General features: G+C 68.8%; 24 protein-coding genes. 16 read left to right on the forward strand and 8 right to left on the reverse strand.

Features of this window, described 5'->3' with window-relative positions:
• Positions 1-99: 99 nt before the first annotated feature.
• Positions 100-2,370, forward strand: coding sequence for a LuxR C-terminal-related transcriptional regulator (locus tag CVV72_RS01710; RefSeq protein ID WP_219150715.1), 2,271 nt, complete (start codon positions 100-102; stop codon positions 2,368-2,370).
• 35 nt (positions 2,371-2,405) lie between these two features.
• Here the strand turns inward: CVV72_RS01710 and CVV72_RS01715 are convergent, their stop codons facing one another.
• The 3 genes from CVV72_RS01715 to CVV72_RS01725 all read right to left on the reverse strand — a co-directional run bounded on the left by CVV72_RS01715 (position 2,406) and on the right by CVV72_RS01725 (position 6,413).
• Entirely contained in the window at positions 2,406-3,266 is an 861-nt protein-coding gene (locus tag CVV72_RS01715) for a dienelactone hydrolase family protein (RefSeq protein ID WP_219150716.1), read from the reverse strand.
• A 368-nt stretch (positions 3,267-3,634) separates the two neighbouring features.
• Entirely contained in the window at positions 3,635-4,825 is a 1,191-nt protein-coding gene (locus CVV72_RS01720) for an oxygenase MpaB family protein (RefSeq protein ID WP_219150717.1), read from the reverse strand.
• Positions 4,826-4,868: 43 nt separating this feature from the next.
• A complete protein-coding gene (locus tag CVV72_RS01725; protein WP_219150718.1) occupies positions 4,869-6,413 on the reverse strand; it encodes an AMP-binding protein in 1,545 nt (514 codons plus the stop codon).
• Positions 6,414-6,610: 197 nt separating this feature from the next.
• Here CVV72_RS01725 and CVV72_RS01730 point away from each other — a divergent pair, with 197 nt between their 5' ends.
• The gene (locus CVV72_RS01730; protein WP_219150719.1) at positions 6,611-7,774 is read left to right on the forward strand and encodes a TetR/AcrR family transcriptional regulator; all 1,164 of its coding nucleotides are present in this window, start codon (positions 6,611-6,613) and stop codon (positions 7,772-7,774) included.
• 11 nt (positions 7,775-7,785) lie between these two features.
• Here the strand turns inward: CVV72_RS01730 and CVV72_RS01735 are convergent, their stop codons facing one another.
• Positions 7,786-8,547, reverse strand: a complete 762-nt coding sequence (locus CVV72_RS01735) for an IclR family transcriptional regulator (RefSeq protein ID WP_219150720.1) — start codon at positions 8,545-8,547, stop codon at positions 7,786-7,788.
• A gap of 55 nt (positions 8,548-8,602) precedes the next feature.
• Between CVV72_RS01735 and CVV72_RS01740 the strand changes: the two genes are divergently transcribed.
• The 7 genes from CVV72_RS01740 (at position 8,603) to CVV72_RS01770 (ending at position 15,551) form a co-directional block, all read left to right on the forward strand.
• On the forward strand, positions 8,603-9,583 hold the full coding sequence (locus CVV72_RS01740; protein WP_219150721.1) for a 2-dehydro-3-deoxygalactonokinase: 981 nt from the start codon (positions 8,603-8,605) through the stop codon (positions 9,581-9,583).
• On the forward strand, positions 9,580-10,176 hold the full coding sequence (locus tag CVV72_RS01745; protein ID WP_219150722.1) for a 2-dehydro-3-deoxy-6-phosphogalactonate aldolase: 597 nt from the start codon (positions 9,580-9,582) through the stop codon (positions 10,174-10,176). Before CVV72_RS01740 ends, CVV72_RS01745 begins: the two co-directional genes overlap by 4 nt.
• An 11-nt stretch (positions 10,177-10,187) precedes the next feature.
• Positions 10,188-11,336, forward strand: a complete 1,149-nt coding sequence (dgoD, locus tag CVV72_RS01750) for a galactonate dehydratase (RefSeq protein WP_219150723.1) — start codon at positions 10,188-10,190, stop codon at positions 11,334-11,336.
• A 5-nt stretch (positions 11,337-11,341) separates the two neighbouring features.
• The gene (locus CVV72_RS01755; protein WP_219150724.1) at positions 11,342-12,640 is read left to right on the forward strand and encodes an MFS transporter; all 1,299 of its coding nucleotides are present in this window, start codon (positions 11,342-11,344) and stop codon (positions 12,638-12,640) included.
• Positions 12,641-13,077: 437 nt separating this feature from the next.
• On the forward strand, positions 13,078-14,514 hold the full coding sequence (locus CVV72_RS01760; protein WP_219150725.1) for an MFS transporter: 1,437 nt from the start codon (positions 13,078-13,080) through the stop codon (positions 14,512-14,514).
• 135 nt (positions 14,515-14,649) lie between these two features.
• Positions 14,650-15,120: a carboxymuconolactone decarboxylase family protein gene (locus CVV72_RS01765; RefSeq protein ID WP_219150726.1), complete on the forward strand. Its 471-nt coding sequence runs from the start codon at positions 14,650-14,652 to the stop codon at positions 15,118-15,120.
• Entirely contained in the window at positions 15,117-15,551 is a 435-nt protein-coding gene (locus tag CVV72_RS01770; RefSeq protein ID WP_219150727.1) for an ester cyclase, read from the forward strand. The genes CVV72_RS01765 and CVV72_RS01770 overlap by 4 nt, the downstream gene beginning before the upstream one ends.
• 3 nt (positions 15,552-15,554) lie before the next feature.
• Here CVV72_RS01770 and sigJ read toward each other — a convergent pair whose 3' ends face one another.
• The 3 genes from sigJ to CVV72_RS01785 all read right to left on the reverse strand — a co-directional run bounded on the left by sigJ (position 15,555) and on the right by CVV72_RS01785 (position 17,968).
• On the reverse strand, positions 15,555-16,475 hold the full coding sequence (gene sigJ, locus CVV72_RS01775) for an RNA polymerase sigma factor SigJ (RefSeq protein ID WP_219150728.1): 921 nt from the start codon (positions 16,473-16,475) through the stop codon (positions 15,555-15,557).
• Between the two features lie 225 nt (positions 16,476-16,700).
• Positions 16,701-17,276, reverse strand: a complete 576-nt coding sequence (locus CVV72_RS01780) for an ankyrin repeat domain-containing protein (protein ID WP_219150729.1) — start codon at positions 17,274-17,276, stop codon at positions 16,701-16,703.
• A gap of 146 nt (positions 17,277-17,422) precedes the next feature.
• A complete protein-coding gene (locus tag CVV72_RS01785) occupies positions 17,423-17,968 on the reverse strand; it encodes a heme-binding protein (RefSeq protein WP_219150730.1) in 546 nt (181 codons plus the stop codon).
• A 185-nt stretch (positions 17,969-18,153) separates the two neighbouring features.
• Between CVV72_RS01785 and CVV72_RS01790 the strand changes: the two genes are divergently transcribed.
• The 5 genes from CVV72_RS01790 to CVV72_RS01810 all read left to right on the forward strand — a co-directional run bounded on the left by CVV72_RS01790 (position 18,154) and on the right by CVV72_RS01810 (position 22,217).
• Positions 18,154-19,323: a sensor histidine kinase gene (locus CVV72_RS01790; RefSeq protein WP_219150731.1), complete on the forward strand. Its 1,170-nt coding sequence runs from the start codon at positions 18,154-18,156 to the stop codon at positions 19,321-19,323.
• Entirely contained in the window at positions 19,320-19,946 is a 627-nt protein-coding gene (locus tag CVV72_RS01795) for a response regulator transcription factor (RefSeq protein ID WP_219150732.1), read from the forward strand. The genes CVV72_RS01790 and CVV72_RS01795 overlap by 4 nt, the downstream gene beginning before the upstream one ends.
• A 754-nt stretch (positions 19,947-20,700) precedes the next feature.
• A complete protein-coding gene (locus CVV72_RS01800; protein WP_219150733.1) occupies positions 20,701-21,069 on the forward strand; it encodes a roadblock/LC7 domain-containing protein in 369 nt (122 codons plus the stop codon).
• Between the two features lie 25 nt (positions 21,070-21,094).
• The gene (locus CVV72_RS01805; protein ID WP_219150734.1) at positions 21,095-21,466 is read left to right on the forward strand and encodes a hypothetical protein; all 372 of its coding nucleotides are present in this window, start codon (positions 21,095-21,097) and stop codon (positions 21,464-21,466) included.
• A 22-nt stretch (positions 21,467-21,488) separates the two neighbouring features.
• Entirely contained in the window at positions 21,489-22,217 is a 729-nt protein-coding gene (locus CVV72_RS01810) for a hypothetical protein (protein ID WP_219150735.1), read from the forward strand.
• Positions 22,218-22,259: 42 nt separating this feature from the next.
• On the opposite strand, the gene CVV72_RS01815 is transcribed toward CVV72_RS01810, so the two are convergent.
• The gene (locus CVV72_RS01815; protein ID WP_219150736.1) at positions 22,260-23,384 is read right to left on the reverse strand and encodes a S1 family peptidase; all 1,125 of its coding nucleotides are present in this window, start codon (positions 23,382-23,384) and stop codon (positions 22,260-22,262) included.
• Between the two features lie 207 nt (positions 23,385-23,591).
• Between CVV72_RS01815 and CVV72_RS01820 the strand changes: the two genes are divergently transcribed.
• Together CVV72_RS01820 and CVV72_RS01825 are read left to right on the forward strand one after the other, a co-directional pair.
• A complete protein-coding gene (locus CVV72_RS01820) occupies positions 23,592-25,241 on the forward strand; it encodes a fatty acyl-AMP ligase (protein ID WP_219150737.1) in 1,650 nt (549 codons plus the stop codon).
• The gene (locus CVV72_RS01825; RefSeq protein ID WP_219150738.1) at positions 25,234-25,497 is read left to right on the forward strand and encodes an acyl carrier protein; all 264 of its coding nucleotides are present in this window, start codon (positions 25,234-25,236) and stop codon (positions 25,495-25,497) included. The genes CVV72_RS01820 and CVV72_RS01825 overlap by 8 nt, the downstream gene beginning before the upstream one ends.
• The last annotated feature ends 5 nt before the right edge of the window (positions 25,498-25,502 follow it).

A 25,502-nucleotide genomic window follows, 5' to 3' on the forward strand; every position in this document is an offset into this window, starting at 1 on the left:
GGGATTATGCGGCGGGGTCCGAGCTGTGGTGTGAACAGCCCACACCTCCCGGCCGGGCATGCTTCGATAGGCGATCGACTCTTCGGCGGGTGATGAGACATGACGAGCGACAGTGACGTCCGGCGGCGGCCCCTGACGACTTACGTCAGCCGTGCGGAAGACGAGGACGAGGTCCGGCGGCTGCTCGGGATGGGGCGCCTGGTGACCTTGACGGGCGCCGGCGGGGTGGGCAAGACCCGGTTGGCCGCCCAGGTGGCCAGTTCGCTCACCCGGGACTTCCCCGGCGGCGTGGCGGTCGCCGGGCTGGGGGAACTGCGGGACGACCGGCTCGTCCCGCGTGCGGTCGCCGACAGCCTCGGCCTGCACGACACCGCGGGGCACACCGACCTCGACGTCGTCGTCGCGTATCTGCGTCCCCGTCGGTCGTTGCTGCTGCTGGACAACTGCGAGCATCTCCGCGACGGCAGCGCCGAGCTGGTGACGGCGTTGCTGCGCGCATGCCCGGATCTCGTGGTCCTGGCCACCAGCCGCTGCTCACTGGGGCTCGCCGGTGAGCAGGTCCTGATGATCCCGCCCTTGCCCGTGCCCGACGGCGAGATCAGGTCAGCCGAAGCGGCGCTCGCGTTCGGCGCGGTACGGCTGTTCGCGGAGCGTGCCGCCAACGTCCTGCCCGCGTTCGAGGTCACCGAAGGCAATGTCGCGGATGTCGTACGCCTCTGTCGTGGCCTCGACGGCCTGCCGCTGGCGATCGAACTGGCGGCGGCCCGGATCCGCGTCTTGTCGCCTTCGCAGATCGCCGAGCGGGTCGAGAAGAACTCGGGGGTGCTGGCCAGTGGCCTCCGGATGCCCGTCGAGCGGCATCGGACGCTGCGCGCCACCATCGAGTGGAGCCACTCCCTCTGCACCGGGGACGAGCGGATCGTCTGGGCACGCTGTTCGGTGTTCGCCGGGCAGTTCGACCTGTCCGGCGTCGAGGCCGTCTGTGCCGAGGACGGCGGGCTGGGCTCCTTGGCCGTACTGGACGCGGTGGACGGTTTGGTCGACAAGTCGGTGCTGGCCAGGATCGAGGGCACGGACAGGGTCCACTACCGGATGCTCCGGCTCCTCCGCGAATACGGTGCCCGGCAGCTCGCCGGTTCCGGCGACGAGCTCGCCGTGGCGAGGAAGCACCGTGACCACTATGCCCGGCTCATCGCCCAGGCCGCCGACACCTGGTTCGGACCGGAGCAGGACGAGGCCTACGAGCACCTGTCGGCCGCCCACGCCGACATCCGGGAAGCGTTGTCGTGGTCGCTCCGCACCCCAGGCGAAAGCCCGGTGGCGCTGGAGATGGCCACCGGCACGATCGAATACTGGGTGGCCCGCGGTGCGGCATGGGAACTGCGGGACTGGATCGATCGTGCGCTCGAGACGGCACCGCTGGAGACCCCGGGCCGGGCCAGGGGGCTGGCGATCGCGGCCCTGTGCGCCGCGCTGCACGCGGATCTGCCGCGTGCCCGGCGGCGGCTGGCCGCCGCCGAGACGATCGAGGACGAAGACGCGGCGCCCTACATCGCGCACGCCAGTGCCTTCGTGAGAATGCTGGCGACCGAGCCGGGCACCATGGTCCGTGCGGCGGAGGCCGTGCGGATCTTCGGTGAGCGAGGCGACGTACGACGTCAGATGCATCCGATGTTCATCCAAGGGGTCGCGCTGGCCTACCGAGGCGATCTTCCGGGAGCGCGGGCGCTGCTGGGCTCGATGCTCCGTCTGTGCGAGGAAGCGGGGGAGTACCGATATCGCTCCATGGCCCTGTTCGGGCTGGGGGTCGCCGAAGTCTGTTACGGAGGAGATCTCGACGACGGGGAACGGTGCGTCCGTGCCGCGCTGGAGATCGACCTCCGCGTCTCGGACGTGCTGTCCGCGGCCTACCGGGTGGACGGCCTGGCGTGGGTGGCCGCGCGGCGCGAGGATTGGGTCCGTGCGGCGGAACTCTTCGGGACCGCCGCCACGCTCTGGGACCGCTGCAGCGCCGAGCCCGACGTGGCCGTCACCATGACCCACCGGATGTTCCACCAGGCCACCCGGGACGCCTTGGGGGCGGCGCGGTTCGACGCCGCGTTCGCCGAAGGACGGCGGCGGAACCCGCACGACGCGCTGAGCGGTCCGCCGTCCGAGCCCGTCGGCGAACCGGCCGTGCTCGCGCCGCTGACGCCCCGTGAATCGGAGATCGCGCGGCTCGTCGCGGCGGGGCTGACCAACCGGGAGATCGCGGCGAGGCTGGTCATCGCGCGGCGCACGGTGGAGACGCATCTGCAGCACATCTCGCACAAGCTCGACTTCGTCAACCGGACCCAGCTGGCCGTCTGGGTCGAGCAGCGGCCGCTGTGACCTTCGGGGAGCACAGCGACCGCGGACGCCCGGCGTCAGCCGATCGGGCAGGTTCCTTGGTACACGGCGATCTTCGGGTCGTCAGCCGGAAGCGGGCACAGGAACTGGTCGTACCTGGTGTCCTCGTCCACGAAGCGTTTGAGCCACGAAAGGCTGTACTTCGCGATCGTCACGTTCGGACTCGTCGGCGCCATGTGGCCGGCCCCGGCCAGCAGCATGTACGCCTTGTCCAGCGACGCGGGAAGGCTTTGGTAGAACGGCCGGGAATGGGTGCCGTCCGGGGCGATGAAGTCGTTCTGGGCACTGACGACGAAGGTGGGGACCTTCAGGTCGGAGAACGTCGTGTTCGGATTCCAGCCCGTCAGCGGGATGGCCGCCTTGAGCGTGGGCGCCTTTTGGGACGCGATCAACGCCCCGCCGCCGCCCATCGAATGCCCCATGACGGCCAGCCTGTTCCGGTCGACACGGCTCTTGGCCTGGCTCGAGTCGGTGACGTAACGCAGCGCCGCGAGCAGCTGGTCGGAGCGCCTGTCCGGGGTGTCCCAGGTGCTCGTGGTCGAGAACGTGATGACGACGAAACCCTGGGAGGCCAGCCGCGGGCCGTACCAGGAGACCGCTGCCTCCGACTCCAGGAAACCGGGCGCGATCGCGATCGCGCCGAACGTGCCCTGGCCGGTGGCGGTCGGGTAGTGGATCGTCCCGCCCCCGAACCCCTGCCCGGCGGGGACCTTCTCGGTGGCGGTCTGGAACGAGCCACGATCCGCTTCGATACTGGCTTTCGTCGGTGCCGGGCCACGGGCATAAGGACTCTCTTCGGCGGCGGCCGGTACCGCCGCCACGACAAGTGCGGTCACCGCACTGAGAACCGCGGCGCCCCACTGTGATCCACGCTTCATCGCGAATGTCCTCTCGGGAAAACCGTTCCGAGGCCGGAACGGATTCCCAGGTATAGCGGGACTTCGGCGGGACGCGCGTCGTGGAAAACACTGAGCCGCGGAAAATTGTCATGTCGAGAAGGGTTTCGGTCTCGTGAGTGGTGAGATCTGTTCTGGTTGCGGGCGGCGATGGGGAGCGTGTCGCGAAAGCCACTTTCGCGACGTCCGATGTCCCGAAAGTGGCTTTCGCGACACGCGTTCGTGGGGCCGCGTGCATCAGCCGAGCGGTCTGGCGCGTTGGCGTTGCGAAAGCCACTTTCGCAACCTTCAACGTTGCGAAAGTGGCTTTTCGCATCACGTCACCTTTGCAAAGCCTCTCCGGCCACCGGTCAGGCGCCTGGCCGGTTCCCGGTGGGGATCGTGATGGGGGTGGTCGTCGGCGAGGTGCCCTTGTTGAGGAACAACATCGCCAGCGCGCGCACCAGCTGGTCGAACATGTAGAAGCCGGCGGGCATGACGGGGATCAGCCCCTCGCGGAAGGCGATGTAGGCGGGCCACGCGGTGCGGATGAGGGCAGCGGACGCGTAGTCGCGGCGCAGCCCGAGCCAGTCCCCGATGGCATCGCTCAGCACGTAGCGCACGAATTCGTTGAGGAATCCGCGAGTGACGCCCAAATCGACCTGCGCGGTCAGCCCGAGCAGGTCTTCGGCGAGCTCTTTCCCTTCGTGTGACGGGGAAAGGATGGGGGTGAGCACCTGCGCCGACTGCGCGTGCGCGGCGGCCCACGTCTTGGGGATGAACTCCTCCCGGACGCCGAGCAGGTGGATGGCGACCTGCCACATGTGGAGGAAGGCGTCCTCGTCGGCGGCCGACATCGGCACCTTCCACTCGCGCAGCTTCCGGTGCACGTAGGTGCCGAGACTGTGGAAGGTGACCAGGATGTCGCCGTTGCTGATCGGGATCCGCTCGTCCGCGACGGCCTTCCAGTGCGCCGACTGCGGCAGCAGATGCCGCACCGCGGCGTGCACGAGCCGGGTCTTGTTGGCGGTGACCACGAACTGGCCGTCGGACTCGAAAGCGTTGAGGTCGCTCAGGTCGTAGCCGAAGGTGAACGTCTTGGCCGCGCGGTCCTGCATGTCGGCCCCGCCCGCGGACCAGTAGACCGATTTGGCCTCACGCGGGATGACGGTGCTCATGATGCCGCTGCCGAGCCCGTACAGCATGAACAGGTAGGTGTCCTTGCGCCGGTTGAAATCGGCCGCGCGGCGCAGCTTCGCGGGGTCGGCCCAGGACGGCAGCTTGTGGACGCGCTGGAGGTAGCCCGCCAGATCCGCGGGCAGGCCGCCGGGCAGCGGATCGTTGTTGTCCACCCAGGATTTCATCGCGGTGTTGACCGCCGGAACCTGGCCCGCCTCGAGAAGCCCCGCCATGATGCGGTCGATTTCGTCGTCCCAGACCCACCATGGGTCGGCGGCCGCGCCGGCCTGTGCCGCACCCCAGGCCGGTGCGACGCTCGCCGCGCCCACCAGTCCCAAGGCGACACCGAGGGACAGAACATTCCTCCTGCTGAGATCGCTCATTTACTGACCTAACTTCCTTGGTAGGCATCCGATGAGTGATTCGCTAGTGATGTGCGCGTTTCCCGTCCAGGTCGCGAAGCGAACCCTTGACCACTTTCCCGCCCGCGTTGCGCGGGAGTTCGGGGACCACGACGAGATCCTTCGGCATCTTGAAGGACGCGAGCCTGCCGTCGAGGAATTCGCCCAGTTCCGCCAAGGAGGGTGCGGCGTCCGGAGGGGTGGTGACGAACGCGACCGGCACCTGGCCCCAGCGCTCGTCGGCCCGGCCGATCACGGCGACCTCCAGTACCGACGGATGCGCGGAGATCGCGTTCTCCACTTCGGCGCAGTAGATGTTCTCGCCGCCGCTGATGATCATGTCCTTCTTGCGGTCGACCACCCAGATGAAGCCGTCTTCGTCCTGGGAGACCAGATCGCCGGAGTGGAACCAGTCACCGGCGAAGGCTTCCGCGGTCTCCTGAGGTTTCTTCCAGTACCCCTTGGTCACCGTGGGACCGCGATAGACGATCTCTCCCACCTCGCCCGGTGCGACGTCGTTCATGTCGTCGTCCACCACGCGATACTGGAGGGTCGGGATCGGTTTGCCGACGGAGCCGAGCTTGCGCATCGAGTCCTCGCCGCTGAGGACGCACGTGATCGGGGAGGTCTCGGTCTGGCCGAACACGGCCACGTTGAGGGCCCCGGGGAATCTTTCGGCCATGGCGAGGAGCGTCGACCTGGTCGCGGGAGCCGCGCCCCAGCTGATGATCCGCAGTTTCAGGTCACGTTCGGCGATATCCGGCTGGGCGCAGATCAGGTCCCATTGCTGGGGAACGTTGAACACCACGGTGGCGCCTTCGCGCTCGTAGGCGTCGAGCACCGCGCGCGGGTCGAAGGCGCCCAGTGGGTGGATCACGACCACGCCGCCGACCAGGAAGTTCGCCACGATCGACCCCAGCCCCGCGATGTGGAAGAAGGGCGCGGTCAGGAAGGCGACGTCGGTGTCGTCGAAGATCTTCATCGCCTGGATGCAGGTGATCGCCTGCATCTGCAGGTTGCGATGGGAGAGCATCACGCCTTTCGGTCTGCCGGTGGTGCCCGACGTGTACATGATCAGCGCCGTCGACTCCTCGCTGACATCGGGCAGCTCCAGCGGTTCGTGCGCGGTCAGGAATTCCTCGTACGACTCGCCGAGGACGAGCACCGTTCCGATCGACGCGGCGTTCGGCGCGGCTTCGAGCAGGGGAAGAAGCCGCTCGTCGACGACGATGGCGGACGGCGCGCAGTCGGCGAGGATGTAGTCGAGCTCCGCGGGCGCGAGCCGGAAGCTGAGCGGGACGGCCATGGCGCCCAGGCTGTTCGCCGCGAACACGGTTTCGACGAACCACGGGTGATTCAGGGTCAGCGTGGCCACCCGATGGCCTTCGGCGACCCCTCGTGCGGCGAGACCGGCGGCCAACCTCAAGGACCGCCGGGAGAGCTCCGCCCAGGTGGTCGTCTCCCCGAGGTACCGCAGGGCGGGTTTGTCCGGTCGCATCATCGCGTGCGTCGCCGCATGCGCCATCCAGTGGTGCCGGAAGGACGAGGCGGGAGCCGAAGCGGTCGACATGGCCATCCTCAGGTGTCGGAACGGGACTGGTCGCGAGGCCAGTATGCATGCCAAACCGCCGGTTGAGAAGCCATAAGTTAATCGAAAATCACATCGGGCCGCCGCTCTCGCCCCGACGGATCCCGTGGTGGTGATCCGGTTCGTGGTTGACTTCCCGGCATGGTCCCGTTCCCGTCCGCAGCCGCTCGGAACCCGCGATGAGCGCCGACTCGACCGCGGCCGTCCGGCCCCGCAACCGCAAGCAGACGATCGTCGACGCGGCCGGGCGGATCTTCAGCGAACACGGCTACCACGCGGCGTCGATGGAGGAGATCGCCGCCGACGTGGGCATCACCGCGGCGGCCCTGTACCGGCACTTCCCGAACAAGTACGCGCTGTTCGCCGCGTGCGCGAACGTCATGGCCGACCGGCTCGTCGCCTCCCTCGACGAGGTCGCGCCCGGCGCGCCGCTGGCGGATGTGCTCGCCGCCGTCACGCGGGGCACGGTCACCCATCGCGCGTCGAGCGGCCTGTACCGCTGGGAATCCCGGTACCTCGATCGCGAAGACCGGCATTCGCTCGCCCTGAAGTTCGGACAGGTCGTGGACCGGATGACCGAAGCGGTGCGACGGGAGTATCCGCTCCCCGACGCGGGCCTGCGGGCCGTCGCCGCGCTCGGCGTGATCGGGTCCATCACGATGCACCGCACGTCGATCGCCCAGCGCCGGGTCGAAGAGGTACTGGTGGAGTCGGCGTTGCGGGTGGCCGCGACCGACCCGGCGACGGGTGGCGCGGGCACGCACGCCGTCGAGCTGCCGTCCGGCCCGGCGTCGCGCACCAGGCGTTCGGAGATCATCGCGGCCGCGATCCCGTTGTTCGAACAGGACGGGTTCGCCAACGTCACGAACGGCCGGATCGCCGAAGCCGTGGGGCTGGTGCCGTCCGCGCTCTACCGGTATTTCCCCGGAAAGGCCGACATCCTCGCCGCCGCGTGCCTGCAGGCCGCGGGGATTCTCGCCCAGGCGGTGGAACAGAACCTTCGTGGTGTCGACGACCCGGGCCAAGCCCTGCTCGCACTGGCGCGAACGTATGTGGCGTACAGCTTCGAGCACACCGCGCTCACGAGCGTCGCCAACGCGGAACTGGTGGGTCTCCCGGCCGCTCTGCAGCGGCCCTTGGTCAGCGCGCAGCGCGAGCACATCGCCGTCTGGGAACGGGAACTACGGGCGGCACGGCCGGAACTCGACCAGCGTCAGGCGAGGGTGCTCGTACACGCGGGTTTCGGGGTGGTGGTCGAAGCGGGCCGGAAGTTGCGGTGGGAGGACGTCCCCGCCAACCGTGACGCGGCGAGCGCGTTGCTCGTGGGCGCCTTGGGCGTGTGAAGGACCGTTCCTCAGGATTCGCGGTGGCCGAGCCCGGCGGAGACCTGGCGCGCCGCACGGCCGACGACGCGGTTCAGGCCGCGCATCCGGGCGGCGGGCATGTACGGCCGGGTCGCCGAAACACTGATGGCGCCGGCGATCGCGCCGGTGGCGTCCCGGATCGGCGCCGCGACGCAACGGATTCCCGGCTCGTTGTCCTCCAGGTCCATCGCCACCCCGGACTCCGCGTACTCGCGCATCCGCGCCAGGAACGCGTCGACGTCCTCCGGGCGCACCCGGCCGGGTTCCGCCGGGGTCTCGGCAAAGTACAGCTCCCGCCACTCGGGCGCGGAGTCCAGCAGCAGCGCCATGCCGACGCCGGTGCGGGTCAACGGCATCCGGTGCCCGATGCGGGAACGCATCTCCGCACCCCGTGAACCCGGCAGCTTGTCCAGGTACAGCACGGAATCCCCGTCACGGACGGCCAGGTGCACGGTGTCCCGCAATTGATCAGCCAGCTCCTCCAGCACCGGCCGGGCGACCACCGGCAGCGGACTTCCGTGCAGGGCCTGGAAACCCAGTTCGATCAGGGTGGGACCGAGTGTGTAGCCATCCCGCCCGCTGCGCAGATAACCCTCGCTGACCAGCAGCTGGACCAGCCGATGCGCGGTGCTGCGGCCCAGACCGGTGTGGTCGACGAGTGTGCGGAGGTCGCTCGCGCCGTTCGCGACCGCGCGGATCACCGCGAGGCCGCGGGCGAGGGTCTGGGTGCCGGGTGGCGCCGTGTCGGACATGGCCGAATCCTACATATAGGGACGACGATCGCATTATCGGGAACGCGACCGCACGATGTCGCTCGTGACGGACACTGAACCCGCCTTGATCGCGCTCGACTGGGGGACCTCCGGTCAGCGCGCCTGGCTGCTCGGCAGGGACGGCGAGATCCTGGCCGCCCGCGAGGCCGGGCGCGGACTGCTCACCACGACCGAGGACGTGGACCTCCGCGACCCGCGAGCCAGGGCGGCCGCTTACGAGTCGGCCTTCCGGCAGGCGTGCGGCGACTGGCTGACGGCGTACCCCGGGCTTCCTGCGCTCGCGTCCGGGATGGTGGGCAGCGCGCAGGGCTGGACCGACTCCGGCTATCGCACCGTCCCGGCGGCACTCGACTTCCCTTCGCTCGTCCCGGTATCCCATCGCGACGGTGTGCTCCATCTCGTACCGGGACTGCGGATCCCGTCCGGCGACGACCCGGGCGACGTGATCCGCGGCGAGGAAACGCAACTCGTCGGCGCGTTCGAGACGCTCGGGCACCCCGGCGGGCCGCTCACCGTGGTGCTCCCGGGGACACACAGCAAATGGGTCCGCGTCGAGGACGGGATCGTCACCGGCTTCACCACCGCGATGACCGGCGAACTGTACGGATTGCTGATCGCGCACGGCATCCTCGCCCGCACGGCCGCCGACGCCGTCGGCGACGAAGGGGCGTTCTCGCGGGGCCTGGCCGCCGGACGGCGCTCGCGAGGGCTCGCCACCGAGGCGTTCGGCGCCCGCCCGCTCGTGCTCGACGGCGTGCTGGAACCGGAATCGCTGCCCGACTACCTTTCCGGCGTCCTGATCGCCGACGAGGTCTCGCACCTGCTGCGTGCGTCGGACACTCACGTCGTCCTTTGTGGAACGAGCGAACTCTGCCGCCGTTATGCCGCCGCCCTCGCGGAACGGGGAGTGGAGGCCACGCTGCTTTCCGAGGAGATCACCGCCCGGGGGCTGTGGCGTATCGCGACGGCCGCCGGACTGCTCGAAGACCGTCTCGAAAGGACACTGAAGCCGTGACCGGTTTGATCGCGATCCTGCGCGGAGTGACCCCGGCCGAGGTCGTCGGCATCGGCCGGGCGCTCGTCGACGCGGGATTCCCCGCCATCGAGGTACCCCTGAACTCCCCGGAGCCGTTCGAGAGCATCCGCCTGCTCGCCGACGCGTTCGGCGAATGGTGCGAGATCGGCGCGGGCACCGTGCTCACCACCGAAGACGTCGGCCGGGCACGGGCGGCCGGGGCACGGATGATCGTGGCGCCCAACACCGATCCCGCGGTGATCTCCGCCGCCGTGGCCGAGGGGATGACGCCCTATCCCGGCGTGGCCACGCCCACCGAGGCCTTCGCCGCGGTGGCCGCGGGCGCCCGGAATCTCAAGCTGTTCCCCGCCGGCGCGGTCGGGATCGGGGGCATGAAGGCGTGGCGCGCCGTGCTGCCGCGCGAAGTCGGGCTGCTGCCGGTCGGCGGCGTCGACGAAACGAACCTGGCGGACTGGGCCGCCGCCGGGGCGGCCGGGGCGGGGCTGGGCTCCTGCCTCTACCGGCCGGGTGACGACGCGGACGCGGTCGGCGTCCGTGCTCGCGAGTTTTCCAGGATCTGGCACCAGGACTAAGGAAGAAACCCATGAAGATCGTGTCAATGACGACATATCAGGTGCCGCCGCGCTGGTCGTTCCTGAAGATCGAAACCGACGAAGGTGTCACCGGCTGGGGTGAACCGGTTCTGGAGGGCCGGGCCGCGTCGGTGGCCGCCACCGTGGAGGAGCTTTCCGACTACCTGATCGGCAAGGACCCCTCGCGGATCGAGGATCTGTGGACGGTCCTCTATCGCGGCGGGTTCTACCGCGGCGGCGGAATCCACATGAGCGCACTGGCCGGGATCGACCAGGCCTTGTGGGACATCAAGGGCAAGACGCTCGGCGTGCCGGTCCACGAACTGCTCGGCGGCCGGGTGCGCGAGGAGATCAAGGTGTACTCGTGGATCGGCGGCGACCGGCCCGCCGAGACCGCCCGCGCCGCGCGCGACGTGGTGGATCGAGGATTCAGCGCGGTGAAGATGAACGGCACCGAGGAACTGTCCTATCTGGACAGCTGGGACAAGGTCGACCGCTGTGTGGCCAACGTGGCCGCCGTGCGGCAGGCGGTCGGCCCGAACATCGGCATCGGGGTGGACTTCCACGGCCGCGTGCACAAGCCGATGGCCAAGGTCCTGCTGCGTGAACTGGAACCGTACCGGCTGATGTTCGTCGAGGAGCCGGTGCTGTCCGAGCATGTCGACGGTTTCGCCGACGTCCTCCGCAACTCGCCGATCCCCATCGCGCTCGGCGAACGGCTGTATTCGAGGTGGGATTTCAAGGCGGTCCTGGCCTCCGGCGCCGTCGACATCATCCAGCCGGACCCGTCTCACTGCGGCGGTATCACCGAAGCGCGCAAGATCGCGCACATGGCGGAGGCCTACGACGTCGGCCTGGCACTGCACTGCCCGCTCGGCCCGATCGCGCTGGCGGCCTGCCTGCAGATCGACGCGGGCTGCTACAACGCCACGATCCAGGAACAGAGCCTCGGCATCCACTACAACACCAGCAACGATCTTCTCGACTATCTGGCGGATCCGTCGGTGTTCGCCTACGACGACGGACGGGTCGCCATCCCCCGCGGGCCGGGGCTGGGCATCGAGATCAACGAGGAGTACGTCGCCGAACGCGCGGCCGAGGGACATCGCTGGCGGAATCCGGTGTGGCGGCACACCGACGGCTCGTTCGCGGAATGGTGAGCGCGATGTCGACTTCCGTCCAAGCCACCGCGCGCCCGACCCGGTTCCGGGTGCTCATCGCGGTGATGTTGTTCGTCACCGTCGTCATCAACTACCTGGACCGCTCGAACCTGTCGATCGCGATGCCCGCGATCGCCGGCGAACTCGAGCTGTCCAAAGCGGAACAAGGCCTGCTCCTGTCGGCCTTCGGCTGGACCTACGCCGCGTTGCAGCTGCCCGGCGGCTGGCTGGTCGACAAGATCCCGCCGCGGCTGCTCTATCCGGCCTGTTTGATCCTGTGGTCGCTCGCGACGTTCTTCATGGGGGTGATCGGCGGCTTCGTGGCGCTGATCGCGCTGCGGCTGATGGTCGGGGTCTTCGAGGCGCCCGCGTATCCGATCAACAGCAAGATCGCGACCGTCTGGTTCCCGGAACGCGAGCGCGCCACGGCGATCGGTTTCTACACCTCGGGCCAGTTCATCGGTCTCGCGCTGCTGACGCCCGTGCTGTCCTGGCTGCAAACCGTGCTTTCGTGGCACTGGGTGTTCATCGCCACGGGTCTGGTCGGCATCCTCTGGGCGGTGCTCTGGTACGCGAAGTACCGGGAGCCACGCGACTCACGGGCCAACGAGGCCGAGGTCGAGCTGATCCGCTCCGGTGGCGGCCTGGTGGATCTGCCGCAGGAACGACCGGAGCGGGCACGTGTCACCCGAGCGGATCTGGCGACCGTACTCGGCAGCAGGAAGCTGTGGGGAATCTACTTCGGACAGTTCTGCCTGACCTCGACGCTCTGGTTCTTCCTCACCTGGTTCCCCACGTATCTGGTCGAATACCGGAAAATGGACTACATCAAGTCCGGCTTCCTGGCGTCGCTGCCGTTCATCGCGGCGCTGGTCGGCGTGCTGGCTTCCGGTGTCCTGTCGGACTTCCTGGTGCGCCGTGGTGCTTCGCTCGGCGTGGCGAGGAAAGGCCCGATCATCGCCGGGCTGCTGCTGAGCACCGTGATGGTCACGGCGGGCTTCACCGACTCGACCACGCTGGTCATCGTCATCCTGTCGATCGCCTTCTTCGGCAACGGGCTCGCATCGATCACCTGGTCGCTGGTCTCCGCGCTGGCCCCGCGGCGGCTGCTCGGGCTGACCGGCGGGATGTTCAACTTCATCGGGAACCTGTCGTCGATCGCCACCCCGATCGTCATCGGCCTGATCGTCACCGACGACAGCTTCGCGCCCGGTTTCGCCTACATGACCGTGATAACGATCGCGGGGATCCTGTCCTACGTGTTCCTGGTCGGCAAGGTCGAACGCGTCAGCGAGCGGGTCTAGGTGGAAGGGGCCTCGGGTTCGGTGTGGACTGCGAGATCCGGGGTTGCGCCTAGCCCGCTGACGTGATTCATGGGAGGTCGAGAAGCCGGGCGACCTGCCTCGCGGCGGGCATCGTGTCCTCGGGTGCGGTGGCGTTCCGACGCCGAGACCAGACCTTCGTCGTCGGCAACGGAATCTTCGTCGTGCGGAGCCCGGATCGACCTGCGTGATGCGCTGCAGAAGGTGGACCTGGGTCTTTGGCCGATCGGCGTGTACCGGCTGGGCCGCAGGTGGAGTTCCGGTTCTTCGACGCTTCCTGTCCGCCGTGGGCCGCCTACGTGGTGACCAGGGTTACATAGATACCCCCTAGGGGTACTTGCGCGAGCGGTCGAACGCGCCTAACTTCATCTCCGTCAGATACCCCCTAGGGGTATCAAGTTCTCGAAAGGACGGTCGTCATGGCGGAGACAACCCCGGACCCACGACGGTGGTGGGCGCTGGGACTCATCGCGTTGGCCCAGTTCATGGTCATCATGGACACCTCGATCATCGGCGTCGCACTACCCGCTATGCAGCAGGACCTCGGGTTCTCCCCAGGGGACCTGTCATGGGTGTTCAACGCCTACGTCATCGCGCTGGCCGGGCTGCTGCTGCTCGGCGGGCGTCTCTCGGACCTGTTCGGCGCGCGGAAGATGTTCACCGTCGGCTGGGTCGTCACGCTCGGCGGTTCCGTGGTCGCCGCGGTCGCGGGCACCGCGTGGGTCGAACTGCTCGGCCGGGTGCTGCAGGGCGCAGGAGCGGCGCTGATCGCGCCGTCGGCGTTGACCCTGTTGATGATGCTGTTCGGCGCGCGTCCGCGTGAGCTGACCAAGGCGCTCGCGCTCTATGGCGCGGCCGCGCCCGCCGGTGGTACCGCCGGGGTGTTCCTCGGTGGCGTGATCACCGAATGGCTGTCGTGGCCGTGGATCTTCTGGCTCTACGTCCCGATTTCACTGGTCGCGATCGTGGCGACGGGCAAGTTGATGCCGTCCGCGCCCGCCCGGCGCGGCTCGGTCGACATCGCCGGCGCCGTCGCGGCGACCGCGGGCCTCGGGCTGACCGTGTTCGGCGTCGTCCGGGCGCCGGAAGCGGGCTGGGACTCGGCGGGCACCTGGGGCGCGCTGGTGGGTGGAGTCGCGCTGCTGGCGGTGTTCGTGCTGATCCAGCGCAGGCGTGAGGTTCCGTTGGTGCGCCTGGGTATCTTCCGCACCCCGAACCTCGGCGGCGCCAACCTCGCCCAGTTCCTGCTCGGCGCGGCGTGGATCCCGATGTGGTACTTCCTCAATCTGTACCTGCAGCAGGTACTGGGGTACGGGGCCTTCGCCAGCGGGGCCGCGCTGCTGCCGATGACCGTGCTGATCGTCGTGCTGATGGTCGCCGTCGCACCGAAACTGATCGGCCGCTTCGGACCGAAGAAGATGATCATCGGCGGCTTGTGGGCGCTCGCCGCGGGGCTGGTGTGGCTGTCGTTCGTCAGCCCGACGGGCAACTTCGTCGTCGACGTCCTGCCCGCCTCACTGGTCGCGGCTCTCGGTCAGGCGCTGGCTTTCATCCCGTCGCTGGGCACCGCGATCTCCAGCGCGAAACCGGAGGAAGGCGGGCTGGCGTCGGGGATCGTGAACACCTCGTACCAGATCGGCTCGGCGCTCGGTCTCGCCGCGATGACCGCGGTCGGCGTGTCGTTCGGCGCGGGGCGGATCGGTGACCCGGTCGCGCTGACCGGCGGCTACTCGGCGGCGTTCCTCGGGGCCGCGGGAATCGCGGTCGCCGGTGGCTTCCTGGCCATGGCCACCCTGCGCACCCCGAAGCCCGAGCCCAGTGAGGTCGGCGGAGGTGAACCGGCGGTGCTGCGATGACCGGCTGTATCCCCGTGTGGAGGGCGAGACCGTTCCAGGTCCGCCCTCCACACGGCGTTTTCGGGTCCGGCCTCACATTTCGCGGTGCCACGTCGTCGGTTGGGCAGAACACCCACCAAGGCAAAGGAGATCGCGATGAACGCCCGGCTCGACTACTTCGGCAACAAGGTCGGCGGAAAGTTCATGAGGACCATCGTCTCGGCGGGCAGGGGACTCGCCGATTCACCACTGTCGCTCACGATCCAGGAACTGGTACGGATGCGCGCGAGCCAGATCAACGGATGCGCGGTGTGCCTGGACATCCACACCAAGGAAGCCGCCGCCGCGGGCGAGACTGACGTGCGGATCAACCTGGTCGCCGTGTGGCGGGAGGCGAACGTCTTCACCGAGGCCGAGCGTGCCGCGCTGGAGGTGACCGAACAGGCCTGCCGGATGGCCGACGGTGGTGGCGTCACCGATGAGGCGTGGGCGAACGCCGTCAAGCACTTCGACGAGGACCAGCTCGCCGCGCTGGTCGGAGTGATCTCGCTGATCAACGCCTTCAACCGGGTGAACGCCATCGTCCAAAACCCCGGTGGCGACTACCGGGTCGGGCAGTTCGCATGACCGCCACCGAGGCAGCGCGCAATCGGGCGGCGTTCGGCCGCTTTCACGACGCGACCGACAGCGGCGACTACGACCGCATCGCGAAGACGATCGACGAGGTCGTCGCACCGGACGTGGTGTTCCACGCGCCGGTGCCGATGGAGACCACCGGGGCGCAGGCGCTGAAACAGGTGTGGACGGTGCTGCTGCGGGCGTTCCCCGATCTGCGGGTCACGGCCGAGGACGTGCTCGCCGACGGCGACAAGATCGTCTGCCGGAACACCGTCACCGGCACCCATCGGGGCGAATTCAGGGGGATGCCCGCCACCGGGAAGCGGGTTTCCTACAGCGAGATCTTCATCCTCCGCTTCGCCGGAGGGCGGGTCGCCGAGATCTGGGGTGTCGTCGACGTCCTCACCCAGCTGCGGCAACTCGGCGCCCTCGCGGCGTAGCGGTCAGGCGTCGGCCCACGGCCGGAGTTTCTCCGGGTTCCGCATTCCCCAGATGCGCTGGATGCGGTCTTCGGCGACGTGGAACGCGAAGACGGCGACGGTCTGCCCGGCCTGCTGGAGCACGAGGCCGGGCCGGCCGTTGACCTCCCGCTCCACCAGGTCGAGTCCGGACGTCAGATGCGCCACCGAAATGAGATAGGACGCGACCTCCTCGCGCCCTTCGAACGGGTGCAGCGCGGCCCTGACGACTCCGCCTCCGTCGCTTGCCGCCTTGACGTCCGGATCGAGGAGACCGATGAGGGCTTCGATGTCCTTGGCTTCCCACGCCTTCTTGAATTCCTTGACGAGGTCCGCCTGCCGGGCGATCGGGGCGGGCACGAGCCGCGTCGCGCGGATGCGGCGGCGGGCGGAGGTGGCCAGCTGACGGCAGGCGGCCGGGCTGCGACCGACGATCTCCGCGACCTCGGCGAAGGGGTAGCGGAAGACGTCGTGCAGGACGAACGCGACCCGCTCGGCCGGTGTCAGCGACTCGAGCACGACGAGAAAGGCCATGTTGATCGACTCGTCGAGAGTGATCCGGTCGGCCGGGTCACCGGTGGGCGGACGCAAGGTCGTCCACTCGACATGTCCCGGCAAAGGCTCAGGGAGCCACTCGCCGACGTAGCGCTCCCGCCGCGCGCGGGCCGAACCGAGGAGGTCCAGGCAGATGCGGCCGGCGACGGTCGTCAGCCAGGCGCCAGGAGAGTCGATCGCTTCCCGCTGTGCCGGGGACAAGGCGTACCAGCGCGTGTAGGTCTCCTGCACCACGTCCTCGGCCTCGGAGAGCGAGCCGACCAGGCGGTACGCGAGCCCGATCAGCTGACGCCGCTCGTTCACGATCGCCTTCAACGCCGGGTCGAGCGGGTCGTGCGTGCGTTCGTTCATGGGAATTCGCCCCCTGGTCTCGTGCGCTGTCCCGGGTACGACGAAACACGGCCGCCGAATGTGAGGTCCACCCGGTACCGGCACGACCACTTCGGCCGATCGCCCTTGTCTGCCCGGGTAAGTCCGTGAAGGCCTCCCTGAAAAACCCAGTGTGCCTCAATGAGGCCTCCACGGACCTGCTGTCGCCACGCCGTAACTCCACCATCACGCACCTGCCTGGACCGGTCAGTGTCCGCCCGCTTCGGTGAGGATCCGGGCGACGGCCGTCTGGCCTTTCGCCCGGGCGTGCGCGAGGGGAGTGACCCCCTGCTTGTCGGCGAGATTCACGTCGGCCCCGGCGGCGGCGAGCGCTCGGACCACTTCCTGGTGACGTGGCCCGCCGTCGCCGAGGATGACCGCTTCCAGCAACGCGGTCCAGCCGAGGCCGTTCACGTGGTCGACGTCGATCCCGCTGCCGGCCACCAGCCGCACGTACTCGGCGTGCCCGCGTTCGGAGGCGGGGATCAGCGAGACACCGCCGTACCGGTTGGTGATGGTCAGGTCCGGCTTGGCCTCCAGCAGCAGCTTCGCCATCGGGACGCTGCCGGTGACTCCGGTGACGAGCCAGGGTGTGTCGTGCCGTCCGTCGAGCGCGTTCGGGTCGGCGCCTGCCCTGACCAGGATTTCGGCGACGTCGACGCGGTTCTCGGTGACGGCGACGAGCAACGGGGTCCGGCCGTGAGCGTCACGGGTCTCCAGGTCGGCTCCCGCGTCGACGGCCTGCCGGACGCGGTGCACGTCGGCTTCGAAGAGTTGGCTCACGGGGACTCCTTGGCGGGGCGGCTGGGACGAGGCGGGTGGCGCGGCAGGGCTCGGTGCCGTTCGGGGTGGTGCGCTCGGTGCCTGCGGGGAGCAGGCACCGAGCACGAGGGCGGCGAGCAACGCCACGATCGCCCGCTCACCGATCATCAGCGAAGTTCCCCGATGGCGCGCAGCCCGGCCGTCGCGAAGCGTTCGTCGAGGTCGCCACTGGGCGCGCCGCCGACGCCGATCCCCGCGATCGGGCCGCCGTTCGCGGCTACCGGCACACCGCCGCCGAGGAAGAGCGTGCCGGGGATGTCGCGGATGGTCGGGCCGTCGCCCTGTGCGTTCTTGGCCAGCGCGGACGTGGGCTGTCCGAACGAGACCGCGGTGAAGGCCTTGCGTTTGGCGGACTCTTCCGTCTGCGGCCCGGCGCCATCTCCCTTGAGCAGCACGCGCACGTCACCCGAGCGGTCCACCACGGCCACGGTGACCCGCTGGCCCTCCTTCTCGGCGGCGTCCAGTGTGGCCTGCGCGGCGCGGGTGGCGGCGTCGACGCCGAGCACGCTCGTCTGCACGACGGACTGCTGGGCGGGCGGCTGCGGCCGGCGATCCTGTGCCTGCGCCGCGCCCACCCCGGTGGCCAGCGCGACGGTCGCGAGACCGGCCGTCATACCGAGGACGAGACGAGTGCGAGGGAGCTTGGCGTTCATCGGATTTCCTTTGCGGTGAGGGGGTGTTGCTTTCCCCTACGACTTTCCCGGCTGGTGGGGCCCGGCGAATCGGGAGAGTGGACATCGATCGGACGTCGAGTGATCGGTAGGCGCATCAACCGAACGATTGATGCGGGACACCCCGCCTCCCCGCTTACGATCATCGGCGACGAAGGGAGGACCTGATGAGATGGCACCTCGGACCGGGCACCCGGCTGAATGCCGCGATGCACACCGGGTTCTTCCTGCTGCTCGCCGCGTCGGTGGCCCGGTTCGTCGCGGGGCACGGGTTGAGCGGCGCCACACCGTTGATCCTCGTGCTCACCGGCGCGCTCGCGCTGGTCTACGCGGCGGGGGTGCTGAGCTGGGAGATGCTCGACCGGTGGCGTCCGGTGTGGTTGACGGCGGTGATCGCGGTCTGGCTCGCGCTGGTGGTGGCCGCGCCGAGTTTCGCCTGGTGCGCGGTGCCGCTGTTCTTCGTCTGCTTGCAGATGTTGCGCCCGCGGGTCATGATCGCGGTGGTGGTCCTGCTGACCGCCGCGACCATTCTGGCCCAGCTGAGGATCGCGAGCGGGTTCGATCCGAGCCTCGTGCTCGCGCCCGTCGCGGTCGCGCTGATGGCCACGATGACCTTCCTGCAACTCGTCCGGGACCGGAGGCAACTGGGGGAAGCCGTCAAGGAACTCCTGGGCGCCAGGGTCGATCTGGCGCAGAGTCAGCGACTCGCCGGGATGATGCAGGAACGGGAGCGGCTGGCGCGAGAGATCCATGACGCCCTCGCCCAGGGGCTCTCGAGTACGCGAATGCTGCTGCAGGCGGCGCAGCGATCGTGGGACACGGACCCGGAGCTGGCCAAAAGCCATGTGTCCCGCGCGATCGAGGCGGCGGGGGACAACCTCGCCGAGGCGCGCCGGTTCGTCACAGGCCTCGGGTCCCCGCGGCTCGACGCCGGGGATCTCGTCGAGACGCTGAAGGATCTCGCCGAACAGGTCATGTTCGCCGCCATGCACGCCGTGCGTTTCGAGACCAGCGGCGACCCCTATCCGCTGTCGCCCGAGGTGGAGGCAGGTCTGCTGCGGGTCGCGCAGGGAGCACTGGCGAACGTCAGCGAGCACGCCAGAGCGACGAAGGCCGCCGTCACGCTGACCTACCTGGCGGACAAGGTCGTCCTCGACATCCGCGACGACGGTGTCGGCTTCGATCCGGCGTCGACTCGCGCGAGCGGCGACCGGGGCAACGGGTTGCGGATGATCAGCGAGCGGCTCGCCGAACTCGGTGGTGAGATGGTCGTCGAGAGCGCGCCGGGAGAGGGCACCGCGCTCGCCGTCGCCGTGCCCACCAGGGAGGTTCGATGACCGTCCGGGTGCTGATCGTCGACGATCATCCGGTGGTGCGGGCGGGAATCGCCGCGCTGCTGGCCGGCGAGCCCGGCTTCGAGGTGATCGGCGAATGCGCGGGTGCCGATGAGGCCGTGCTCTTCGCCATCGCGGAGAAACCGGACGTCGTGCTGATGGACCTGCAGCTCGGCGACGGCCCGGACGGGGTGAACGCCACCGAACGCCTGACCGCGCTGCCGGAGCCGCCGAAGGTGCTGGTGCTCACCACCTACGACGCCGAGCTGGACATCACCAGGGCAGTGGCCGCCGGCGCCACCGGCTACCTGCTCAAGGCCGGGCCGCCCGAGGACCTCTTCAAGGGCATCCACGCGGCCGCGCGCGGTGAGACCGTCCTGGCACCGCAGGTCGCGGCCCGGCTGTTCGGGCACATGCGGGCCCCCGCTCCCGCATTGAGCCCCCGTGAGACCGAGATCGTGCAGTTGGTGGCGGAGGGGTTGACCAACCGGCAGATCGCCGCGCGTTTGTTCATCTCCGAAGCCACGGTGAAGACACACCTGGTCCACATCTACGACAAACTCGGCGTCGACAGCCGTGCCGGTGCGGTGGCCGTCGCCACGGAACGGAGGATCATCCGCAACTGAGGCGTCGCTCCGCGTTCGAACGGCGGGCAGAGGGACTCGTCCCGTCAGCTCGGGAAGCGGTTCGGGGTTCGTCAGTCGAAAGTGTCGTCAGGACGTCGCTCCACGGCGAGAGTCAGCGGCGCGGTTCGATCGGCATGTCGCCGCGGTCGGCGCGAGGGTCGTGTCGCGGGCGAGCATCTCATGCGGGAAGCCGAGATCGATCGCGCCGGCTCGTCGAGGCCAGTTGCGAGCCGGTGAACTCGACCTCCAACGCGCCGTGTGCCCGATGACGTCGTCGGGGTGTCGCCGAGACCGCTGTCCACGTCGTCGAACGTCACCGCGGTCGCGAAGTCGGTAAGGCCCTGATCCGCGAACAGACCGTGCCGCGATCGCCCTGCACCGCGGCGCGGGCCATCGCACGGTCGGCATCCGCGAACGTATCGGCGAGCGTGACGACGGCTGGTGCGACACCGTTTTCTTCGACCGTCGCAGTTCCGTCGACTGACGTACGCGCGTTATCCGATCGCCCATTCCGAAGACGTCGGGAAATCGCCGACCGCGCCGATTTAAGGTGTCTCCGGTACGAATATTCCGGCAACCTGCTGCGTACACGGAAAGTGCTTGAGCCGATCGCGTGATGCCGGTGTCCGGTTCCTCGGACGCGTAGGTGACGGCGGATTTCGGTGGTACGGTCCATCGCGGTCGAGAACCTCATCGAGTGATCATTGCCTCGTGCCATTCAGTGATGGGCCTTCGGAAAAAGAGAGTATGAGTAGTGGATTTCGACGCACTGATCGCCGAATTGAGAAACCTGCGGGACAACGTCACCGGGGTGACCGACACGGTGATAGCCGCGGTCGACGGAATACCGATAGTCGCCGACGCGGCGAAGAACATCGACCCCGCGGAGGTCTCCGCGCTGGCCGCCGCGAATCTCGGGATCGCGCGCCAGGCGGCCGAGGTGACCGGGAAGGGGACACTCCGGCAGACCGTGGTGTTCAGCAGCGACGGTTACATGGCCGTCTACGCCATCGACCGGATGGCGCTCATGGTGATCATGGGAGACCGGCAGCTGAATGTCGGCCGCCTTCTTTTCGAATGCCGCCCTGTCATCGACCGGATCAGCTCGATATTGGCCGCATAGCAGCCAGACGAAGAAAGTGAGTTCGATGAACATCGAAAACGCGCTGAAGGAATCCATGTCGATCGCCGGAGCGGTCGGTGTCGCGCTGGTCGATTACGAGAGCGGGATGTCGCTCGGCACGAGCGGGGGCGGTGATTGGCTCAACCTGGAGGTCGCGGCCGCGGGCAACACCGATGTCGTCAGGTCGAAGATGCGGGTCATGTCCGCGCTGTCGCTCAACGACAGCATCGAGGACATCCTCATCACGTTGCATCGCCAATACCATCTGATCCGGCTGCTGGATTCCATGAACGTCAGGAGCTCCCTGTTCCTGTACCTGGTGCTGGACCGGGATCAGGCGAATCTCGCGCTGGCCCGGCACTACCTCAAGCGTATCGAGGCGGAGTTGCAGGTCTGAAGACGAACGGAGGAAGCCGGCGATGACCGGAGTCGCGTCCAGCCACCACGCGCTCGTCGCCGGCTCGGCGCTCATGGGCGGTCTCGGCCCGGTGTTCCCGGCGGGGTTGAAGCTCATCGGCGATCGGCTCGAAATGGTGTTCGCCCTGCCGGATGACGGCACCGGCCGCCACGCCACGGATGCCGAACCGTCGGACCATCCGTTCGTCGCGGTGAAGGAACGGCTCCGGCTCGGTGCGGGCACCGGCATACCGCCACCGAGGTTCTTTCTCGACACCGGCAGCAGGTGGACGCGGTTGCACGTGGAGCTCACCGGACTCGCCGTGCGGGCGGTGATCGTCCTGCCGGACGAGCTCACCGCAGGGTCGCTCAACGCACCGTTTCTCGGGTGCTGGCAACACCAGGTCCCCGGTGCCGTGCGGCTCGCGATGGACGAGATCGCGCGGATCCTCGCCCGGTGCCGCCATCGGGCAGGCGGACCGGAACCATTGATCGACCTGGAGCTGGACTACGTGCCGGACCGGGATTTCGAGGCCGTGTTCGCGCGAGCCCATGAGCCGGTCAGGCCGTTCATCGCGCCCGTCCGCCCCGCGTTCAAGATGCGCTGGCACGCGGTGACACCCGCGCAGCGCAAGGCTTTCACCGCCGACTTGATCGACGTGACGACCACGGGCCGGTGGCTTCGTCGCAAGCCGACCACGAGGATCATGGGACTCGAGCTGGGGCTCCCGGCCGGCTCCGGATGGTGGTGAGCGGCGATCCGGGTGCGACCCGGATCGCCGCGCACGACCGGGTCAGGCCGTGACGAGGGACAAACTGTAGTTCTGCAGGATCTCGTTCACCGGCTGGAACCAGGTTTCGCCGCCGGAACCGCAGTTGCCCCAGCCGCCGGAGGTGACTCCCTGCGCCTGGTCACCGGTGATGAAGGAACCGCCGGAGTCGCCGGGTTCCGCGCAGACGTTGGTGCGGGTCATCTGGTGCACGGCGCCTTGCGAGTAGTTGACCGTCTCGTTGTGTCCCAGCACGGTGCCGCAGTGCCAGTGCGTCGTCGAACCGGACCGGCACACCGAGGTGCCGACCGGCGCGACCCACGAGCCGCGGACGAGCGCGTCGCTGACGGTGCCCCAGCCGAGGACGACCGGCGCGGTCCACCAGCCGTTGCCGATCCGGATGAACGCATAGTCGTTGCCGGGGAAGGAAGAACCGGCGAAATTGCCCATCGCCGAGCCGTCCCAGCCGACTACGGGGCTGCCCGTGCCGCCGCAGTGGCCGGCACTGACGAATCCGCCGTGGACGGAGAATCCGATGGAGCAGCGGGTGTTCCCGTTGATGTAGTACGGGTCGCCGCCGACGGTGCCCGCCGCGAACGGTTCGGCCTTGGGTGCGGTGACCACCGTGACCTGGCCGGCTTTCCTTGCCCTGACCAGGAATTCTTCGACCTCGGGGCCGTGTGCGCCCGGCCGCACCGCGACCACGACGCTGCCGCTGCGCGGGTCGGCGCGCCAGCCGCTGACGGCGGCGGGAGCGGGCTTGGTCTTGGCCGACATGTCGATTTCGGCCTTGGCCGCGTCGAGCCGGGCCGCGCTGATCGCGACCGGGGTGGGTTCGGCGCCCGCCTGCCGGACGGCGGCGGCGACCGCGGGGTCGGTCACCCCGACGACGAGTTCGCCGAGAGCCGGATCGAACCAGGCTCCGCCGAACGCCGCACCGGCGGCCCGCTGGGCGGCGGGCATCACCCGCGATGCGGTCATCTCCTGGGTGAGCCGGGCCGAGGCCTGCGCGGCGGTGAGCCCGAGGTCCCGCTGCATGGCGGCGATCAATCCGGGGGATGCCTGCGCGACCGGGGCGAGGGCGGCGGAGATGAGACTCGCGGTCAGGACGGCGGCGCCACCGACTGCCAGGGCGATTCTTCGACGCATGGTCTAGTCCTCCAAGGCCGGGGGAAAGAAACACACTGCCCGCCGAGTGTGCGGCCGTGGTCCGGGAAAGGGCGAGAAATGTCCAGTCTTCTGTCCGTAATTCCCAAGAGCGAATCCCGGCGGATCGCGCCCGTGATCGTCTACATAGGACGTTCGCTGCGTGAGCCCTCCGCGCGCCCTAGCGGTGGTTCCAGTACGTTGCCGGGTATGACCGCGTCGCCGGAGGATGTGCCGGAGCAGGTGCTGCGCACCTCGATCGTGGAGCGGTTGTTCGCTCGTGAAGCCGACCCGCGCCCGCTGTTCACCCACCAGGACCACAGTGCCGGTGTGGACAGCACCGTCACCTGGACGGAGTTCGTTTCGCGCGTGCGAGTGGTCGCGGGCGCACTGCGCCTGGTCGCCCGGCCGGGTGATCGTGTCGCCGTGCTCACCGGCCAGGACCTGAATTACCCCTTGGCGTTCTTCGGGGCGCTCGCCGCCGGCCTGATCGCCGTGCCGTTGATGGCACCGGGCAGTCCTGCCCAACGAGCCAGGCTCACCGGGGTGTTGGAAGACAGCGGCGCACGGGTGTGGCTGACCTCTTCGGCCGCTGCCGCGAAGGTACCCGAAGCGGGCGCAACGGACCATCTGATCGTGGTCGACGAACTTTCCGGGCCGCAGGCCGATCCACTGCCGGTCGCACCGGAGAGCCCCGCGTACCTGCAGTACACGTCCGGGTCGACCCGGGAGCCCGCCGGTGCCGTGATCCCGCACCGGGCGGTCGCCGCCGCCTGCTGGCAGGCGAGCCGGGCCTACGCCGTCGACGAGGGTACGACCTGCGTCGGCTGGATCCCGTTCTTCCACGACATGGGCCTGATCCAGTTGCTGTGCCTGCCGGTCCACGCGGGGGCGCGATCGGTGTTCATGTCGCCCGCCGAGTTCGTGCATCGACCGGTGCGATGGCTGCGTCAGCTCGCCGATCACCCGGCCGTGTTCACCGCCGCGCCGAACTTCGCGTTCGACCTGGCCGTCGAAGCCGCCGGAGAAGCAGGAGACGACCTCGACCTCTCCGATGTCCGGGTCGCCCTGAACGGCGCCGAGCCGGTGCGGCCCCGCACGGTCGCGCGCTTCCTGGAAGCCTTCGGGCCGCATGGGTTTCGCGCGGAAGCCCACCGTCCGTCGTATGGACTGGCCGAGGCCACCGTGTACGTCGCGAGCGCGGGCGTGGAAGGGCCGCGGGGTGCGGTGTTCGATCGGGAAGCCCTCGCGCAGGGCAGGGCGATCGAAGTGCCGGACGGTCAGGAGCTCGTCTCGGTCGGTCGTCCGCTGGGCCAACGGGTCCGGATCGTCCGGGACGGGGTGGCACTTCCGGACGGTCTGGCCGGGGAGATCTGGATCCACGGGCCGAACGTCGCGGCGGGGTACTGGGGCCGTGGCGACGCCACCGCGTTCGGCGGGGAACTCGATGGCGAGGGCGGCTGGCTGCGCACCGGTGACCTCGGCGTGGTCCATCGCGGAGACCTCTACATCACCGGCAGGCTCAAGGATCTCATCGTGATCGACGGCCGCAACTTCCATCCGCAGGACATCGAAGCCGTGGCCGGCGAGGCGCATCCGGCGATCCGCCGCGACCGGGTCGCCGCGTTCGGTGTCACGGACGAAAGGGGAGAAGGGGCGATGGTGGTAGCCGAATGGGCAAAGAACGCCGAAACGGATGTCAAAGAAGTGACGAGAGTGGTATTGCGCGCGGTTTCCCGCGAACATGATCTGACGTTGCGATCGGTACGTCTGGTTCCTTCCGGTGACCTTCCGCGCACTTCCAGCGGCAAGGTCGCGCGGGCCGCGGCGAGGGCGCGTTATAGTCGGCGCCGTGGGTAATCACCGCGCGGAGGTCGTGAAGGTCGTCAGTGAGACTTTTCGGCTTGATCCCGCCGAAATCGAGTCCGACGCGCCGCTCGAAGAGCTGGGTATCGACTCCAAGGGACGGATAAAACTTCTGTCGGCGCTGGAGATCTACCACGACGTGAGGATTGATCTGGACCAGCTGGACCGGTTCACCGACATCGGGTCGGTGGCCGAAGTGCTCACCGAGGCACTCGGCGGTAAAGCCGACGGATCCGACGAAAGGCGCTGAAAAGA

It is taken from the genome of Amycolatopsis sp. TNS106, assembly GCF_019330265.1.
Taxonomy (GTDB): Bacteria; Actinomycetota; Actinomycetes; order Mycobacteriales; family Pseudonocardiaceae; genus Amycolatopsis; species Amycolatopsis lurida.

Excerpts from the sequence above, each read along its gene's own strand:
- CVV72_RS01710 (WP_219150715.1), top strand. The coding sequence starts at position 100 with ATGACGAGCGACAGTGACGTCCGGCGGCGGCCCCTGACGACTTACGTC.
- CVV72_RS01715 (WP_219150716.1), bottom strand. The coding sequence starts at position 3,266 with ATGAAGCGTGGATCACAGTGGGGCGCCGCGGTTCTCAGTGCGGTGACC.
- CVV72_RS01720 (WP_219150717.1), bottom strand. The coding sequence starts at position 4,825 with ATGAGCGATCTCAGCAGGAGGAATGTTCTGTCCCTCGGTGTCGCCTTG.
- CVV72_RS01725 (WP_219150718.1), bottom strand. The coding sequence starts at position 6,413 with ATGTCGACCGCTTCGGCTCCCGCCTCGTCCTTCCGGCACCACTGGATG.
- CVV72_RS01730 (WP_219150719.1), top strand. The coding sequence starts at position 6,611 with ATGAGCGCCGACTCGACCGCGGCCGTCCGGCCCCGCAACCGCAAGCAG.
- CVV72_RS01735 (WP_219150720.1), bottom strand. The coding sequence starts at position 8,547 with ATGTCCGACACGGCGCCACCCGGCACCCAGACCCTCGCCCGCGGCCTC.
- CVV72_RS01740 (WP_219150721.1), top strand. The coding sequence starts at position 8,603 with ATGTCGCTCGTGACGGACACTGAACCCGCCTTGATCGCGCTCGACTGG.
- dgoD (WP_219150723.1), top strand. The coding sequence starts at position 10,188 with ATGAAGATCGTGTCAATGACGACATATCAGGTGCCGCCGCGCTGGTCG.
- CVV72_RS01755 (WP_219150724.1), top strand. The coding sequence starts at position 11,342 with ATGTCGACTTCCGTCCAAGCCACCGCGCGCCCGACCCGGTTCCGGGTG.
- CVV72_RS01760 (WP_219150725.1), top strand. The coding sequence starts at position 13,078 with ATGGCGGAGACAACCCCGGACCCACGACGGTGGTGGGCGCTGGGACTC.
- CVV72_RS01765 (WP_219150726.1), top strand. The coding sequence starts at position 14,650 with ATGAACGCCCGGCTCGACTACTTCGGCAACAAGGTCGGCGGAAAGTTC.
- CVV72_RS01770 (WP_219150727.1), top strand. The coding sequence starts at position 15,117 with ATGACCGCCACCGAGGCAGCGCGCAATCGGGCGGCGTTCGGCCGCTTT.
- sigJ (WP_219150728.1), bottom strand. The coding sequence starts at position 16,475 with ATGAACGAACGCACGCACGACCCGCTCGACCCGGCGTTGAAGGCGATC.
- CVV72_RS01785 (WP_219150730.1), bottom strand. The coding sequence starts at position 17,968 with ATGAACGCCAAGCTCCCTCGCACTCGTCTCGTCCTCGGTATGACGGCC.
- CVV72_RS01790 (WP_219150731.1), top strand. The coding sequence starts at position 18,154 with ATGAGATGGCACCTCGGACCGGGCACCCGGCTGAATGCCGCGATGCAC.
- CVV72_RS01795 (WP_219150732.1), top strand. The coding sequence starts at position 19,320 with ATGACCGTCCGGGTGCTGATCGTCGACGATCATCCGGTGGTGCGGGCG.
- CVV72_RS01805 (WP_219150734.1), top strand. The coding sequence starts at position 21,095 with ATGAACATCGAAAACGCGCTGAAGGAATCCATGTCGATCGCCGGAGCG.
- CVV72_RS01810 (WP_219150735.1), top strand. The coding sequence starts at position 21,489 with ATGACCGGAGTCGCGTCCAGCCACCACGCGCTCGTCGCCGGCTCGGCG.
- CVV72_RS01815 (WP_219150736.1), bottom strand. The coding sequence starts at position 23,384 with ATGCGTCGAAGAATCGCCCTGGCAGTCGGTGGCGCCGCCGTCCTGACC.
- CVV72_RS01820 (WP_219150737.1), top strand. The coding sequence starts at position 23,592 with ATGACCGCGTCGCCGGAGGATGTGCCGGAGCAGGTGCTGCGCACCTCG.